The sequence below is a fragment of the Mesorhizobium sp. M2E.F.Ca.ET.209.01.1.1 genome, assembly GCF_004010375.2.
GTDB lineage: Bacteria > Pseudomonadota > Alphaproteobacteria > Rhizobiales > Rhizobiaceae > Mesorhizobium.
Genome location: NZ_SADP02000030.1, coordinates 32,611 through 47,902, shown reverse-complemented (window position 1 = coordinate 47,902; position 15,292 = coordinate 32,611). Strand labels below are relative to the sequence as shown.

The 15,292-nt window shown below is 64.4% G+C and carries 14 protein-coding genes; 5 read left to right on the top strand and 9 right to left on the bottom strand.

Annotated elements, in window-relative coordinates; translation table 11 throughout:
* Nucleotides 1-104 precede the first annotated feature (104 nt).
* Nucleotides 105-1,067 (top strand): ornithine cyclodeaminase family protein, encoded by a 963-nt coding sequence (locus tag EN852_RS32120; RefSeq protein ID WP_127879911.1) that lies wholly within the window; start codon nt 105-107, stop codon nt 1,065-1,067.
* A gap of 8 nt (nt 1,068-1,075) precedes the next feature.
* Here the strand turns inward: EN852_RS32120 and EN852_RS32115 are convergent, their stop codons facing one another.
* The 8 genes from EN852_RS32115 to gcvA form a co-directional block, all read right to left on the bottom strand.
* Nucleotides 1,076-1,804 (bottom strand): ABC transporter ATP-binding protein, encoded by a 729-nt coding sequence (locus tag EN852_RS32115; RefSeq protein WP_127879910.1) that lies wholly within the window; start codon nt 1,802-1,804, stop codon nt 1,076-1,078.
* Nucleotides 1,797-2,525 carry an ABC transporter ATP-binding protein gene (locus EN852_RS32110; RefSeq protein WP_127879909.1) on the bottom strand — a complete coding sequence of 243 codons (729 nt, stop codon included), beginning with the start codon at nt 2,523-2,525 and terminating at the stop codon, nt 1,797-1,799. Before EN852_RS32110 ends, EN852_RS32115 begins: the two co-directional genes overlap by 8 nt.
* Nucleotides 2,522-3,484, bottom strand: coding sequence for a branched-chain amino acid ABC transporter permease (locus tag EN852_RS32105; protein WP_127879908.1), 963 nt, complete (start codon nt 3,482-3,484; stop codon nt 2,522-2,524). The genes EN852_RS32110 and EN852_RS32105 overlap by 4 nt, the downstream gene beginning before the upstream one ends.
* The gene (locus EN852_RS32100) at nt 3,481-4,362 is read right to left on the bottom strand and encodes a branched-chain amino acid ABC transporter permease (protein WP_127879907.1); all 882 of its coding nucleotides are present in this window, start codon (nt 4,360-4,362) and stop codon (nt 3,481-3,483) included. Before EN852_RS32100 ends, EN852_RS32105 begins: the two co-directional genes overlap by 4 nt.
* A 159-nt stretch (nt 4,363-4,521) precedes the next feature.
* Nucleotides 4,522-5,826: an ABC transporter substrate-binding protein gene (locus tag EN852_RS32095; protein WP_127879906.1), complete on the bottom strand. Its 1,305-nt coding sequence runs from the start codon at nt 5,824-5,826 to the stop codon at nt 4,522-4,524.
* 156 nt (nt 5,827-5,982) lie between these two features.
* Nucleotides 5,983-7,428 carry a hypothetical protein gene (locus tag EN852_RS32090; RefSeq protein ID WP_127879905.1) on the bottom strand — a complete coding sequence of 482 codons (1,446 nt, stop codon included), beginning with the start codon at nt 7,426-7,428 and terminating at the stop codon, nt 5,983-5,985.
* Between the two features lie 192 nt (nt 7,429-7,620).
* On the bottom strand, nt 7,621-8,925 hold the full coding sequence (pncB, locus tag EN852_RS32080) for a nicotinate phosphoribosyltransferase (protein ID WP_127879904.1): 1,305 nt from the start codon (nt 8,923-8,925) through the stop codon (nt 7,621-7,623).
* A gap of 316 nt (nt 8,926-9,241) precedes the next feature.
* Nucleotides 9,242-10,225 (bottom strand): transcriptional regulator GcvA, encoded by a 984-nt coding sequence (gcvA, locus tag EN852_RS32075; protein ID WP_127866706.1) that lies wholly within the window; start codon nt 10,223-10,225, stop codon nt 9,242-9,244.
* 207 nt (nt 10,226-10,432) lie between these two features.
* Here gcvA and speB point away from each other — a divergent pair, with 207 nt between their 5' ends.
* The 4 genes from speB (at nt 10,433) to EN852_RS32055 (ending at nt 13,743) form a co-directional block, all read left to right on the top strand.
* Nucleotides 10,433-11,488, top strand: a complete 1,056-nt coding sequence (speB, locus tag EN852_RS32070) for an agmatinase (RefSeq protein ID WP_127879903.1) — start codon at nt 10,433-10,435, stop codon at nt 11,486-11,488.
* Between the two features lie 77 nt (nt 11,489-11,565).
* Nucleotides 11,566-12,366, top strand: coding sequence for a transporter substrate-binding domain-containing protein (locus tag EN852_RS32065; protein ID WP_127879902.1), 801 nt, complete (start codon nt 11,566-11,568; stop codon nt 12,364-12,366).
* 67 nt (nt 12,367-12,433) lie between these two features.
* Nucleotides 12,434-13,102: an amino acid ABC transporter permease gene (locus EN852_RS32060; RefSeq protein ID WP_127879901.1), complete on the top strand. Its 669-nt coding sequence runs from the start codon at nt 12,434-12,436 to the stop codon at nt 13,100-13,102.
* The gene (locus tag EN852_RS32055; RefSeq protein WP_127879900.1) at nt 13,099-13,743 is read left to right on the top strand and encodes an amino acid ABC transporter permease; all 645 of its coding nucleotides are present in this window, start codon (nt 13,099-13,101) and stop codon (nt 13,741-13,743) included. The genes EN852_RS32060 and EN852_RS32055 overlap by 4 nt, the downstream gene beginning before the upstream one ends.
* A gap of 41 nt (nt 13,744-13,784) precedes the next feature.
* On the opposite strand, the gene EN852_RS32050 is transcribed toward EN852_RS32055, so the two are convergent.
* Nucleotides 13,785-15,188, bottom strand: a complete 1,404-nt coding sequence (locus EN852_RS32050) for an MATE family efflux transporter (RefSeq protein ID WP_127879899.1) — start codon at nt 15,186-15,188, stop codon at nt 13,785-13,787.
* Between the last annotated feature and the right edge of the window lie 104 nt (nt 15,189-15,292).

Here is a 15,292-nt window from a genome sequence, read left to right as displayed (position 1 = left end):
GGCGCTTGCGTAGGCCTGGCCGGCAATTTCTGCTATGAGTGGAAGAGGCGGGAACGATCGAACGCTGAACCGAGGAATGCGTATCGAAGCTTGTTGGGGCGACAATGACCATCCAAGCCGGGAGCCTGCCCTATCTGTCAGGCGAATTCCTGGACAGCCTGACGATTTCCACGTCCGACATGGTCGACGAAATCGAGCGGCAGATCGTCGGCCAGAGGCGGGGCGATGTATGGTGCGCGCCGAAGGCGGTGGTTCTGCCCGGCGACAACCGCTACATCATGGCGACCCTCGGTGTCGCGACCGAGCCTCGGGTGCTGGCGACCAAGTCGCTGGTGGTCAATCCCCGCAACGCCGAGCGGGGACTTCCAACCCTGAACTCGCTGATCACTCTTCTCGACGCCGAAACGGGATTGCCGCTTGCGGCGGTCGACGGCAATTGGGTGACGGCAAAGCGCACGGCCGGCCTCAGCGCCGTGGCAGCCAGGCGTCTGGCTCGAGCCGACTCGGCCTGTGTCGCGTTCATCGGATGCGGTGTTCAGGCGCGCGGTCACCTCGAAGTCCTGGCCGATCTTTTTCCACTGCGGGAGATCCGAGCCTTCGGCCGAGGCACGGTCAATCGGGACGCCTTGTGTCGGATGGCCGAGACGCGTGGTCTGACTGCCGTGGCGAGCGATACCGCCGGAGCGGCGGTCGAGCCCGCCGACATCGTGGTGACCACGGTCACTTTGATACCCGAGCCCGTTCCTTTTTTAGATGCGCATTGGCTGAAGGCCGGAGCCTTCGCGACCATAACCGATCTGGCTCTTCCGTGGCTGCCCAAAAGCATGGCTGTCTTCGACAGGATCGTCATAGACGACCTGGCGCAAGAGGCGCAGATGAGCAAGCCGATGGTGAAGCCCGAGCTCGTCGCGGGCGACCTGACGGGTTTGGTCAACGGCGATGTGCCGGCTCGTCAGAGCGCAAGCGAGCGAACGGCATTCGCTTTCCGCGGCATGGCGGTCGGTGATCTCGCACTGGCCGGCCTGGCATTTACGCGCGGAAAAGCTGTCGGCGCGCTGGACGCTTAGAATCCCGCTCAGCCCACTCCCACATATCTTCGCACCGCTGACGGGTCGGCGCGCAAGGCCTCGACATCGACCGTCTCGCGGTTGCGGCCGTTCTCGATGAACGAGACGCGGTCGGCGACCGAGAGCACGGCGTCGACACGCTGCTCGACCAGGATGGTCGAGACGCCGAGCTCACGCAGCTTGGCCACGGTCTCGCGGATTTTCGCGATCATCGACGGCATAAGGCCTTCGGTCGGCTCATCGAGCAAGAGCACCTGCGGTTCGAGGCAGAGCGCGCGCGCCATGGCCAGCATCTGCTGCTCGCCGCCGGAGAGCGTGCCGGAGCGCTGCTTCAGCCGCTCCCTGAGCAACGGGAAAAGGTCAAGGACGTTTTCGCGCGTTTGCTTGCCCTTGCCGCGTGCCATCAGGCCGATCTCGATGTTTTCCGCCACCGTCATGTCGGCGAACAGGCGTCTGCCCTGCGGCACATAGGCGACGCCGGCCTTCGGCACGTCATGCGCGGCGAGCCCGGTCAGTTCCTTGCCATCCAATTTGATCGAGCCGCTTGCTGCCGGCACCAGGCCCATGATCGCCTTCAGCGTCGTCGTCTTGCCGGCGCCATTGCGGCCGAACAGGCACAGCACCTCGCCCTTGTTGAGGACGAGGTCGAGACCGTAGAGCACCTGCACTTCGCCATAGTAGCAGTCGAGGCCGGCAATGGCGAGCAATCCGCCACTGGTTCCAACGGAGTCAGCCATGGGTCGCTCCGAGATAGGCGTCCTGGACTTGCGTATTGGCGCGAATCTCACCCGGCGTGCCTTCGGCGAGGATCTTCCCCGAATTGAAGACGGTGATGCGGTCGGCAAGCTGCATGACGACCGGCATGTTGTGCTCGATCAGAAGAACCGTCGCGTCCTTGGCGATCCCGCGCACCAGCGCGATGAAATTGTCGATCTCGCTGTCGGCCAGGCCCTGTGTCGGCTCATCGAGGATCAGCAGGCGCGGCTTCAGCGCCAGGCCCATCGCCACTTCGAGCAGACGCTGGTGGCCGTAGGAAAGATGCGCGGCCAGCGTGCCGGCGCGGTCGGCAAGACCGGTGCGCTCCAGCGCGGCCATGACGCCGGTCCTGACCTGCCCCTTGGTGCGGCCGTCCGTCAGCGTGCGTTGCACCGGCAGCGCGACATTGTCGAAGACCGTGAGGTTGGCAAAGACGCTGGTGATCTGGAAGGTGTAGGCGACGCCGAGCCTGACCCGCTGGTAGGCCGGCATGGCGGTGATGTCGACGCCGTCGAAGACAACGACACCTGATGATGGCCGGATGCGGCCGCTGAGCAGGCTGACGAAAGTCGTCTTGCCGGCGCCGTTCGGGCCGATGACGGCGCGGATCTCGCCCGGCATCAGCGCGAAATCAACGCCGTCGACGGCGCGCAGGCCACCGAACTGGCGCGACAAGCCCTTGGTGGTGAGCAGCGGCATCATGGCAGCCACCGCAGCCAGCGCTCACGGATGCTGCCCATAATGCCCTTTGGGGCAAACAGGACGAGCAGGATGAGCGCCACGCCGACAATCAAGAGATAGGCGGAGGTGAAGCCGCTGGTGATGTCGGTGACATAATACATGAACAGCGTGCCGATGAGCGGCCCGAGCGTGGTAGCAGCGCCGCCGAGCAGCACCCAGAGCAGCGGCAGGATCGAATATTGGATCGACGCGAAATTCGAGCCGACATAGCCGAACAGCAAGGCATAGGCCGCACCGGAGGCCGCGCAGATGGCGCCGGAGGCGACGACGGCGGCAAGCTTGTTGGCGACCGTGTCGTAGCCCAGCATTTTTGCCCGTTCCTCGTTCTCGCGAATGGCGGCCAGCACGCGCCCGAAGCGGGAGCGGACGACGGCCAAGGTGACGAACAGCACGATCGCGAACAGCGCCAGCGCGCTCATGTAGCGCACGGTCGGATCGGTCAAGTCGAAGGATGCGCCGCCGATCGAAACCACCCGCGACGCCTGCTGGATGACGAGGCCTTGGTCGCCGCCGGTCCAGGCGGCGAAATAGAGGATCAGCAGGTAGAAGACCTGGGCGAACATCATGGTGACGATCATGAACGCCACGCCCGAGGTGCGCAGCGCCAGCAGGCCGATGACCAGAGCGAGCAGCGCGCCGCAGGCGACACCGGCGACGAAGGCTTCCGGCATACCCCAGCCGAGGTGATAGACGGTCAGGCCCGCGCCGTAGAGGCCGGCCGAGAAGAACATGGCGTGGCCGAGGCTGAGCAGGCCGACATAGCCGAAGAGCAGGTTGTAGCCCATGGCGAAGACCGCCAGCGCCATGATGCGGGCAAACAGGCCCTGATGGTAATCCGGCAGGACGAAGTTCAGCGCGAACAGAAGCGCGATGACGCCGATATGCAGCGCGTAGGTCTTTGCCGGCGACGCATCCCTCATCGCGGCGCGGTTCCGAACAGGCCTTGCGGGCGGAACACCAGCACCATGGCGACGACCAGCGTGGCGATGATCTTGGCCAAGGTCGGCGAGAAGAACATCGAGATGATGCCGTCGGAGAGCCCGATCAGGATGGCGGCGACAACGGTGCCGCGCAGCGAACCGAGACCGCCGATGATGACGACGATGAAAGACAGAAGCAGCGGGTCCTGCCCCATCAGGTAATGCGCCTGGCTGATCGGCACGATCAGCACCGCGGCGATCGCGGCCAGCATGGCGCCGACGGCGAAGACCCCGGCATAGACGCCCTCGACCGGGATGCCGAAGGCCTGCGCCGTCTCACGGTCATATTGGGTGGCGCGCATGATCAGGCCGATCTTGGTGCGGGTCAGCACCAGCCAGGTGATCACGAGCAGCACGGCGGAAGCGGCGACCACCGACAGCTTGTAGCCGGAATAGCCGAACCAGGGCAGAAGGATGCGGTAGCTGAAGGGCGGCTCGACGGGGCGCGCCTCAGGGCCGTAGAAAGTCAGCGCCAGCTGCTGGATGATGTAGAGCATGCCGATGGTGGCGACGATGGTGCTTTCGGGGTTGTAGTTCAGACGGCGCAGCACCAGCCACTCGGCGAGGAACGCGACCAGCCCGACCAGCAAGGGCGCGATCACAAGCGCTGCCACAAAGCCGATGGCCGGGTGGCCGGAAATAGCCGTCGAGATCGCCCAGGCGAGCACCGCGCCCAGCATGAAGAATTCGCCATGGGCGACATTGACGATGCGCATGACGCCGAAGACCAGCGACAGGCCAAGCGCCGTCAGCGCAAGCACGGCGGAGGTGACCAGGCCTTCGAGGGCGGCGAGGAGAAGGTGGGGTCCGAAGTGCATCTGGGCGCCCTTACCCTCCCCCTCGTGGGGAGGGTGACCGCGTAGCGGTCGGGTGGGGGGTGGGGCAAGGGCCATCGCAGCCCCCTCCCCGTCTCACTGGCTTCGCGAAATGCGAAGCCAGTTCGCCGACCCTCCCCACAAAGGGGGAGGGTAAGGCGCCTACAGCGCCTGTGTCGTGTAATCCCCTTCCGGCTCGTAGAGGCCGTCCTCGATCTTGGTCTTGTGGACGACCTTGAGCTTGCCGCCTTCGACCTTGGAGATGTTCTGGATGCCGAAACACTGGTGGATCTTGCCGTTGAAGGTCTTCGGACCCTGCGGATGTTCCGGCCCTTCGGCGAATTCCTTCAGCGCCTCGGTCGCCTCGACCAGCTTGGCGCGGTCTTCGGGTCCCTTGTAGCCGGCGTCCTCCATCGCCTTCTTGACGACATAGAGCGTTTCCCAGCAGCCGAACATATGCGATGCGGTGGAGACGTCCTTGGGATCGCCGACCGCGGCGCCATTGTCGTCGATGCCGACGGCGGCGCGGTAGGCTTTTTGCGCGGCGGAGTCGTCAGCCTGCGCGTAGCGCGGCGAACCCTCCCAGAAATGGCTGCCGTCGAGGAATTCGAGGCCGGGGCTGTTGATGTCGGTAGCCTCGAGCGAATCCATGAAGCCGAAGAGCTGCGGCCGGTTCGAGCCGTAGAACTCGCCGAGCTCCTTGACGAAGGTGAGCACGGCCGGGCCGACCATGACGTGATAGATCACTTCCGTCTCGGCCGGGATCTGCGGGAAGTATTTGGTGAAGGACGATTCCGTCGGTGGGATGGCGATCTGGGCGATCACGTCGGCGCCTTGCGCCTTCAGCGCCGGCGGCAGGTAGTCGCGGTGGTCGTAGCCGAAGGCGAAGTCGGGGAAGATCTGCGTCACCTTCTTGCCGGCATTCGCCGCGATCCACGGCGCCATGGACTGGATCTGGCTCTTCACGTCGGTAATGCCGGGCTGGAAGACGTAGCGGTTGAGCTTGGTCGACGCGACGTGATGGCCTTCGCTCACCACGAAATAGGGGATCTTGTTCTCGCCCGCCGCGGGCGCCGAGCCGATCACCACATGCGAGAACAAGGTGCCGAAGACGATGTCGGTCTTGTGCTGCTTGGCGAATTTGTTGACCACTTCGGCGCCGCGCGCCGGGTCGGTGCCGTCATCCTCGATCACCAATTCGACCTTGCGGCCGCCGATGCCGCCGGCGTCGTTGATCGCCTTGACGGCGGCAGCGCTCGTCTTCTCGTACCAGCGGCCATAGGCGGCGCCGATGCCGGTGCGGTGCGACTGGAAACCTATTCTGATCGGCGCCGAGCTCTGCGCCTGGCTGTAGCGCACGAAGCCGGGCGCCAGCGCAAGGCCGGCACCGGCGGCCATGCCCTTCAGCGCGGTGCGGCGCGACAGCGTCGTTTTGGAGAGGTCGAAAAATCCGTTCTTGTCAGCCATGTCCGTTCCCCTGTTTTTTCAGTCTTGACCAGCGATAAGGCGGCTAATCCATCCCGTTCCGAAGGACGGAAAAATTGCATGTGTACAAACTAAATCACCAAAGCTTTGGCCTGGCAAGCGAGCTTTACCCGACGGCATTGTTGGTACGTTCTTGTGTCATCCGGCGGTCGGCGTGGCAAGCAGCCAAAGGCCGAAGATCGTGTAGGCGATCATCAGCAAGGTGAGGGGCAATTGACTGAGCGCTGCGCGCGATGGCCGCCGATGGAGCCGCCAGGCAAGGCCATGCGCGACGAGCACGGCCAGCACATGGCCGGCGATGATGACGCCGGCCTGCAGGTTCCACAGCCACCAGGCCGACTTGGCGCCGGCGACGACCCCCGCTTCGACCATCCTATTGGCGGTGCCGAACAGGTTCCAGCCTAGTGCGAAGGGATCGGAGAGTGCCACCAGCGCATATTGGCCATCGACCAGAAGCACGGTGAGGTAATGCGCGATGTGGTAGGCAAGCGCGATCGGCACGATCGACCAGACCAGCAGGCCGGCCGCATCGCCGAAGGAATGTTTATCGCCGGCGAGACGCTGGCCAAGAAAGACGGTCAAACCGAATACCGCCGCGAGCAAGATAAAGGTCAGTGCCAAGCCAAGGCTGCCGATGCCGATCAGCGCGGTGCGGCCGGGATATTCCAGCGGATTGACGCCGAACAGGCCGAGCCAGAAGAAGGTCTTCGACAAGCCGTCGAAGGACACCGACGACAGCGCCAGCAACAGGAAGGCCATGCCGCTCTGCGGCAGCGGCTCGGCGGCGAGCAGCTTCGCCCCGGGCCAGCAGAGCGAGAGCCGGCCTTCAAGGCGCTCGACAGGCGCGAAGCGGGCGACCATCGAGAAGAAAACCGTCAGGAATTCGCCGCGCTTGCTCCAGGCGTCGTAGCCGACGACAAGCATGGCGACAAAGCTCGCCAGCCAGTAGAGACCGGCGGCAAAGGCGAGACGGGCCGGATCGTCAGGCGCGGGATCGATCAGCTCGAACCAGGCGAAGGCGAGGACCAGGATGACGGCCGGCCAATAGCCGAGCCAGTTGGGCAGGCGTGGCTTTGCCGCACCGGCATCGAGGCCGAAGACGCGAGAGGCGACACGCCACGGTCCGTACCACGGATTGAGCCACGACCAGATATCACCGAGCACGCCCTGCAGCAGAGTGAAGCCGGCCCAGAGCAGTGTCCAGATCACCAGCGGCAGCGGGTTGGAGAGCGGGTCGCGGCTGCCGAGAAAGCCGGCGGCGACGAGAAGTATGAAGCCGGCAAAGGAAATCAGGCTGAGGATGGTGCGTGGGCGGTCACCGAGGGTGAAGAGCGACAGGCGCTTGCGCCAGAAATTGTCGAGCGCGGCGGGTGGCAGCAGCGCCAGAACGAGGAAGCTGGCGGCCACGGCAAGCGCGCCGCCGGCGATGTAGTAGCCGGTTGGCAGCAGCAGGACGTGGCCGCGGTCGGAGGCGTGGGCGAAGGCGGGGGTGGGGAGAAGCGAGGCAAATGCAGCTGCGATTACCCCAAGGAGATTAACTCCAGCGTCGCGATCCTTCACACCCCCCTCTGTCCTGCCGGACATCTCCCCCGCAAGGGGGGAGATCGGATGTCGCCCCAGCTTTCGCCAATTTTCAACGGTGCAGAAAGATGCGGGGTGCCCGAAGCTGCCAATCTCCCCCCTTGCGGGGGAGATATCCGGCAGGACAGAGGGGGGTGGGCGGGAACTCAACTTATCCGAATTCCATCTAAAGCTAGCTCGGGCGAGTCAGATTCCTCACACCTTCACCAGCTGCTCCACCCTTCCCTTCTCGCCGAAGATCCGCAGATACCGCTTGATCTCCTTCTCATCCCCGGTCGCCTTGGCGGGATTGTCCGACAGCTTCACCGCCGGCCTTCCATTGGCTTCCGTCACCTTGCAGACCAGCGATATCGCATCGAGGCTGTCTGTCTCGGTCGGGGCGCAGCCTTCGAAATCATTGGTGAGGTTGGTGCCCCAGCCGAAGGACATGCGCACCTTGCCGCGGAAATGCCTGTAGGTCTCCTCGATGGTCTCGACCTCCAGCCCGTCGGAGAAGATCAGCAGCTTCTGCTTGGGGTCCTTGCCCTTCTTGCGCCACCAGTCGATGATCCTCTCGCCGCCCTCGATCGGCGGCGCGCTGTCGGGACGGAAGCCGGTCCAGTCGGCGACCCAGTCCGGCGCGTCGCGCAGGAAGGATTCCGTGCCGAAGGCGTCGGGCAGCACGATCAGGAGATTGCCGCCATAATAGCGCTGCCAGTCCTGCAGCACCTTGTAGGGCGACTGCCGCAACTCCTCCTCGGAATTGGCGAGCGCCGCGAACACCATCGGCAATTCATGCGCGTTGGTGCCCAAAGCCTCGAGGTCGTTGTCCATGGCCAGAAGCACGTTGGAGGTGCCGGTGAAGGCGTCGCCGATGCCTTCCTTCAGCGCCTCGACGCACCAGCGCTGCCACAGGAACGAATGGCGGCGCCTCGTGCCGAAGTCGGAAATGCGGATGCCGGGCAGCGCCTTCAGCCGCTCGGTCTTGGCCCACATCTTGGCCTTTGCGCGAGCATAGAGCACATCGAGCGCGAACGGGCCGAAGGAGCGCATCGCGGCTCGCGAGCGCAACTCGTTGATGATGGCCAAGGCCGGGATTTCCCAGAGCGTCGTGTACATCCAGGGGCCGGGGAAGGAGAGCACGTACTGGCCGTCGCGCCTGGACAGCTCGTAGTCGGGCAAGCGGAAATCCTCGAGCCATGCCAGGAATTCAGGTTCGAAAATCTGCTTGCGGCCGTAAAAAGTGTTGCCGCCCAGCCAGATCATCTCCTTCTTGGAGAAACGCAAGGTGCGGGCATGGTCGAGCTGCTCGCGCAGTTCCCTTTCGTCGATCTCGTCGGCGAGGCGGACCGAGGTGGTGCGGTTGATCAAAGTGAAGGTAGCGTCGACCTTGGGATACATGCCCCAGATCATCTGCAGCATCAGAAGCTTGTAGAAGTCGGTGTCCAGCAGGCTGCGGACGATCGGGTCCAGCTTCCAGGTGTGGTTGTAGACGCGCCTCGCTATATCGGTCTTTGCCATGCTTCCTCGCCCATGAAGCACGACGCACTAAAACGCGGGCGCCATACTTCAAGTCCTTGTTCGAGCAATTCCGGATGGGGACCGTCTCGCGGTGTTCCTGGAATTGCCTCAGCCAACTCGCCTCTTAGCACTGTATTTTCGAACGCGCTCCCCGCTTTGCAAGCTGGCCCGACAAAAAGCAGCTATGCAAGTCCAGCCGTCAGGACGCGGTCCTGGAGCATTTCGCCGTTTCACGCAAACGGCGAAATGCTCCAGCTTTCTTGTTTTGACGCAATTCCAGACGGAGGCTACGGCGAAGTCGCCGAGCCTAAACGCTTCACACTTTTCCTGGAATTGCTCTGGCCCCTATGACCTTGAGGGCGGGGCGTTTCCTGCGGCTGGGCACGCGACCGGCCACCGGCGCATCGGCGCGGCCCTCATCCTGCTCTTTCTCGGCGAACAGCCAATCGATGAAGAGCTGGACGATCGGCGCCGAGCGCATCTCGTTGCGGCAGACGACGTAGAAATCGTCGACCGCCGGCACCGACAGGGTGAAGGGCGCGACGAGCATGCCCCTGGCGAGCAGGGCGCGCGCCGTTACGGAATCGCCGAGCGCGACGCCATGGCCATGCACGGCGGCCTCCGTCGCCATGCGCGCGTCGCCCAGATGGTGGCGGCGGCCGCGCGCGAGGTCCAGCGCGTCGGCTGCGGCGAGCCAGGTGTGCCATTCGCGGCCGTCGTCGCCATGCAGGAAGACGTGGTCGGCAAGGTCGCGCACGCCGCGGATCGGCCGATTGTTGATCAGCGTCGGGCTGACCACGGGGAAGAGTTCCAGCCCGGACCATTTGCGCATCCAGCAATCGGTCCAGCTACCGTCGCCATAGTGCACGCAGACATCGATCTCCGGCGCGCGAATATCGCGGGCGTCGTTGGATGGGATCAGGGTGAGCTGGATGTCGGGATATTGCGCGGTGAAGGAGCCGAGCCGCGGCGTCATCCAAAGCAGCAGCAGCGCCGGCACGCAGGACACCGACAGCGTGCCGGCACTCGCCGGCCGCGTCATGCGCTGCGTGGCGGCGGCGATGCCTTCAAAGGCGGCTGAGACCGCCGGCAGGAATTCGGCGCCGTGCGGCGTCAGCTTCACGCGCTGGCCGCTGCGTTCGAAGAGTTTCACGCCGAGCGATTGCTCGAGCGCCTTGATCTGATGGCTGACGGCGCCGTGCGTGACATTCAGCTCACCTGCCGCCTTGGTCAGCGAGGCGTGGCGCGCCGTGGCCTCGAAGGCGCGCAGCGGGTTCAGCGGCGGCAGGCGCTTGGCCATGGAAGGGCTCCTACTTTGTGAGATTTTCTCACAACCTAGACCCTAACAATATCAATTGATTTTTCAATGCGGCTGCTCGACACTTTTGCCTGGAACAGCTTCAAGAGACGGGAAATCCGCAGCACAGCCGGCGGGCAACGATCCAGCCGGGCAACCGGCCGGCTTGGCAAACCGTCCGTGCGGGCAGCAAGCAGAGGAGAACCGGACATGGGTTACGATCGCGGCAAGCTCGAAGCGTTGCGCCGCAAATATGGCGAGAGCCATGGCGGCGAGATGTTCGACCCGAAATTCCGCAAGGTGGCCGACAAGATCTTCAACAAGTCGGGCACGCGGCTTGCCCCCTATTCCGGCGTCCCGACCTTCCTCGCCGCGCCCTATCGGGAAATTGCCGCCGAGAACCCGGACTTCGGCGACCTGCAGGTGGCGATGATCGGCGTGCCGATGGATCTCGGCGTCACCAATCGTCCCGGCTCGCGCTTCGGGCCGCGGGCGCTGCGCGCCATCGAACGCATCGGCCCTTACAACCATGTGCTGGAATGCGCGCCGACGCATGAGCTTCGCGTCGCCGACATTGGCGACACGCCGTTCCGCAGCCGCTACCGGCTGGAGATCAGCCACGAGGACATCGAAAAGCGCACCAACCAGATCGTCGATGCCGGCTTGCTGCCGCTCTCGGTTGGCGGCGACCATTCGATCAGCCATCCAATCCTGAAGGCGGTCGGCAAAAAAGCGCCGGTCGGCATGATCCATATCGACGCCCATTGCGACACCAGCGGGCTGTTCGACATGACCAAGTTCCACCATGGCGGGCCGTTCCGCAACGCGGTGCTGGACGGCGTGCTCGACCCGTCGCGCACCATCCAGATCGGCATCCGCGGCTCGGCCGAATATCTGTGGGAGTTCACCTACGAATCCGGCATGACCGTCGTGCATGCCGAGGAAGTGACCGGCCTCGGCATCCCGGCGATCATCGAGAAGGCGCGCAAGATTGTCGGCGACGGTCCGACCTACATCTCCTTCGACGTCGACAGCATCGATCCGGCCTTCGCGCCGGGCACCGGCACGCCGGAAGTCGGCGGGCTTACGACGCGCGAGGTGCTGGAGCTGCTGCGCGGGCTGAAGGGCCTGAACATCGTCGGCGGCGACGTCGTCGAGGTGGCGCCGCAATATGACTCGACCACCAACACCGCCCATGTCGGCGCCCAGGTCCTGTTCGAGATCCTGAGCCTGATGGTGTTCAGCCCGGCGATCAAGAAAGGCTGAAACCAACTGACCAATACGGCCGCCGCGCTGGAGCCGGCGGCCGGTTTCAACAACAAGCTTCCAGCAGGGGAATAACCATGACTCTTCGCAATGCACTGAAATCCGCCATCGCGGCGGCCATGATGCTCGGCGCCGCAGGCCTCGCCACCCAGGCGAAGGCCGACGCCGTCGACGACATCACCAAGGCCGGCGCCATCAATGTCGGCATCTTCTCGGACTTCCCGCCCTTCTCCTCGGCCAGCGCCGATATGAGCATCAAGGGCTATGATATCGACGTGGCGCAGGCGATCGCCGATTCGCTCAAGGTGAAGCTCAACCTGGTCAGCGTCACCGGCCAGAACCGCATCCCTTATCTCACCGACAAGCGCGTCGATATCCTGATGAGCGTCGGCTATTCCAAGGAACGCGAGCAGGTCATCGACTTCGCCGCCGCCTATGCGCCCTATTACATCGCCGTCATCGGGCCGAAAGCAACGGCCGTGAAAGGCAAGGAAGACCTCGCCGACAAGTCGATCGCGGTCAATCGCGGCACGCTGGAGGACACCTCGCTGACCGAAGCCGCGCCGGCTTCGGCCGACATCCGCCGCTTCGACAACTACAACTCCGTCATCCAGGCCTTCATCTCCGGCCAGACGCAGCTCATGGTGGTCGGCAACGATGTCGGCGCCCAGGTGCTGGCCGAGCAGGACGCGCTGCAGCCGGAGCAGAAATTCCAGCTTTTGACCTCGCCATCGCATATCGGCCTCAACAAGAACGAGGACCGGCTGAAGAAGGCGGTGAACGATGCGGTTGCCAAGATGCTCGCCGACGGTAAGCTCGACGAGAGCTCGAAGGCCTGGCTGAAGACGCCGCTCAATCCCGACAATCTCAAGGATTGATCTCCGGCGCGGTTCAGCCTGCAATGAGGGCTGAGCCGTTCCGCCTGCTCCAACAAGGTCAATCGCCATGGGCTACAGCCTCGACTTCGGCTGGCTTGCGGGTGCGGCGGGCGTGATCGCGCGCGGCGCGGCGACGACAATCCTTCTGATCGCCGTCACCACGCTCGCGGGAACCTTCCTCAGCATCCTGGGCGCCGCCGGCAAAAGAAACGGCCCTAAGCCGCTTCGGCTGGCAATCGGCTGCTATGTCGAGGTGATGCGCAACACGCCGTTCCTGGTGCAGCTGTTCTTCATCTTCTTCGGCCTACCCAGCCTTGGCGTCAGGCTGGACCCGATCCTGGCCGCGATGCTGGCGATGACGCTCAACATGGCGGCCTATACGATCGAGATCGTCGGCGCCGGGCTCGACGCCGTGCCGCGCGGACAGACGGAGGCCGCCCTGGCGCTCGGCCTCAGGCCCCGCCAGGTGTTCATTAAGATCGTGCTGCCGCAGGCGCTGAAGGTGATCTATCCGGCGCTGACCAGCCAGATCGTCATCATGATGCTGGAATCGGCCGTGGTATCCCAGATCGCTGTGCGCGAGCTGACCTACGAAGCCGACATGCTGCAGGCCCGCACCTTTCGCGCCTTCGAGACCTATTTCGTGGTGACCATGGTCTATCTCGGCCTGTCGATGGGGCTGCGCCGGTTGCTCGTTGCCGGTGGACGCCGGGCGCTTGGGGCAGGCGTGTCATGATCGAGTTCACCCTCTGGGACATCGTGCGCAACCTTCTGCTTGCCGCCCGCTGGACGGTGCTGTTGTCGCTCGCCGCCTTCATCGGCGGCGCGCTGGTCGGGCTGGTGGTGCTGTTCTTCCGCATCGCCAAAAACAAATGGGTGAAGCGGATAGCCTCGGGCTATATCGCGCTGTTCCAGGGCACGCCGCTCTTGATGCAGCTCTTCCTGATGTTCTTCGGCCTGCCGATGCTCGGCCTGCGCATCGAACCGTGGACGGCGGCGGTGCTTGGCTTGACCTTCTTCGCCAGCGCCTATCTCGCCGAAATCTGGCGCGGCGGCGTCGACGCGCTGCCGAGGGGACAGTGGGACGCCGGCGCCAGCCTCGGGCTGCACTATCTGCAGGAACTGCGGCTGATCATCCTGCCGCAGGCCTTCGCCATCACCCGCGCGCCGACCGTCGGCTTCCTGGTGCAGCTGATCAAGTCGACGGCGCTGACCTCGATCATCGGCTTCGAGGAACTGGTCAGGACCTCCAACGCCATCAACAATGCCACCTTCGAACCGTTCAAGGTCTACGGGCTGGTGGCGCTGATCTTCTTCGTCATGTGCTTCCCGCTGACGCAATATGCGCGGCGGCTGGAGCGCGCGGCGGCGCGTTGAGCCGGCGAAAGGGTGCCGAACGGACCGGCAGCCTTTGTCGATCAATGCCCGAAGGCGAGCTGCGGCGCGATGCGATCGCGCCGGAGCCAGCGCGCCAGCAGCAGCGCCGCCACCACGGCCAGCCCCGTGGCCAGGCCGATCCAGATGCCGACGCCGTTCAGGCCGAAATGGAAGGCAAGCAGCACGCCGAGCGGCAGGCCGACGCCCCAATAGCCGATCGCGGCGTAGATCATCGGCACCTTGGTGTCGTGCAGGCCGCGCAGCATGCCGGCGGCAACCGCCTGGGCGCCGTCGAAGATCTGGAACAGCGCCGCGAACACCAGGAACGACACGGCAAGCGTGATCACCCTGGCATTGGCCGGATCGGCAAGATCGATGAAGGCGCCGATCAGCGTGTGCGGCCAGAGGATCATCACGAGGCCCATCAGCGCCATGAAGGACACGCCGATGACGAAGGCAGTCCAGCCAGCGCGCGACACGCCTTCTGGATTGCCGGCGCCATGCGCAAGGCCGACCCGGACCGTGGCCGCCTGGTTAAGGCCGAGCGGCACCATGAAAGAGATCGAGGCAATCTGGATGGCGATGGCGTGGGCGGCGAGCGAGTCCGCATCGATCAGGCCCATCAGCAGCGCCGCCGCATTGAAGATCGTCACCTCGAAGGCGAGGATGCCGGCGATCGGCAGGCCGAGTCTCAACAGGCCGCGGAAGCGCGGCCAGTCGGCGCGCCAGAAGCGGCCGAAGAGACGATAGCGGCGGAATTTTTTCTCCAGCATCACCACCGCCGCCAGGCCGGCGAACATCAGCGTGCTGGACAAAGTGGTGGCGAGACCGGAGCCGGCGATGCCCATCGATCTGACGCCGAGATTGCCGAACATGAACACCCAGTTGAAGAAGGCGTTGCAGGCGACCGCGACGAAAACGATGATCAGCGCCCAACCCGGCCGCTCCAGCGCCGAGATGAAGGAGCGCAGCACGATATAGCCATAGAAGGGCAGCACCGCCCATTGCAGCCAGTGCAGATAGATGCCGGCCTCATGCGCGAGTTCCGGCTTCTGACCCATGGCCAAGAGCACCTCCTCGCCATGCCAGAGGAAGAGCCAGATCGGGATCGAGATCAGGATCGCCAGCCACAGGCCCTGGCGCACGGTGCGGCGCAGGTCGCGCACCGAATGGCGGCGGCGGCCGAGCTCGGTCGCCATCATCGGCGAGGTCGCCAGCATCAGTCCCAAGCCAAAGATCAGCGGCATGAAATAGAGGTTGGAGCCGAGCGCGCCGGCGGCGAGCGTGTCCGGCCCGAGCCGGCCCATCATCATGACGTCGGTCGCGGTCATGGCGGTCTGGCCGAGATTGGTCAGCACCATCGGCCAGGCAAGCGCGATCGTCGCCCTGATTTCCTGACGCCAAAGGTTTTCCGGCGCGAGAGCGCCGGTTTCGATCGCAGACATTGTTCCGCTCTTTCAGAACACGGCGCGTCGGCAAAAAGGCCGGAAGCCGTACACAACGGCGCAAAATGGCGCCATTTGCGTCGCCTTGTGGATGAAAAGCGACA

Coding starts and splice junctions, on each gene's coding strand:
- EN852_RS32050 (WP_127879899.1), bottom strand. CDS start 15,188: ATGTCTGCGATCGAAACCGGCGCTCTCGCGCCGGAAAACCTTTGGCGT.
- EN852_RS32105 (WP_127879908.1), bottom strand. CDS start 3,484: ATGAGGGATGCGTCGCCGGCAAAGACCTACGCGCTGCATATCGGCGTC.
- gcvA (WP_127866706.1), bottom strand. CDS start 10,225: ATGGCCAAGCGCCTGCCGCCGCTGAACCCGCTGCGCGCCTTCGAGGCC.
- EN852_RS32090 (WP_127879905.1), bottom strand. CDS start 7,428: ATGTCCGGCAGGACAGAGGGGGGTGTGAAGGATCGCGACGCTGGAGTT.
- EN852_RS32060 (WP_127879901.1), top strand. CDS start 12,434: ATGGGCTACAGCCTCGACTTCGGCTGGCTTGCGGGTGCGGCGGGCGTG.
- EN852_RS32055 (WP_127879900.1), top strand. CDS start 13,099: ATGATCGAGTTCACCCTCTGGGACATCGTGCGCAACCTTCTGCTTGCC.
- EN852_RS32100 (WP_127879907.1), bottom strand. CDS start 4,362: ATGCACTTCGGACCCCACCTTCTCCTCGCCGCCCTCGAAGGCCTGGTC.
- EN852_RS32120 (WP_127879911.1), top strand. CDS start 105: ATGACCATCCAAGCCGGGAGCCTGCCCTATCTGTCAGGCGAATTCCTG.
- pncB (WP_127879904.1), bottom strand. CDS start 8,925: ATGGCAAAGACCGATATAGCGAGGCGCGTCTACAACCACACCTGGAAG.
- speB (WP_127879903.1), top strand. CDS start 10,433: ATGGGTTACGATCGCGGCAAGCTCGAAGCGTTGCGCCGCAAATATGGC.
- EN852_RS32095 (WP_127879906.1), bottom strand. CDS start 5,826: ATGGCTGACAAGAACGGATTTTTCGACCTCTCCAAAACGACGCTGTCG.
- EN852_RS32110 (WP_127879909.1), bottom strand. CDS start 2,525: ATGATGCCGCTGCTCACCACCAAGGGCTTGTCGCGCCAGTTCGGTGGC.
- EN852_RS32065 (WP_127879902.1), top strand. CDS start 11,566: ATGACTCTTCGCAATGCACTGAAATCCGCCATCGCGGCGGCCATGATG.
- EN852_RS32115 (WP_127879910.1), bottom strand. CDS start 1,804: ATGGCTGACTCCGTTGGAACCAGTGGCGGATTGCTCGCCATTGCCGGC.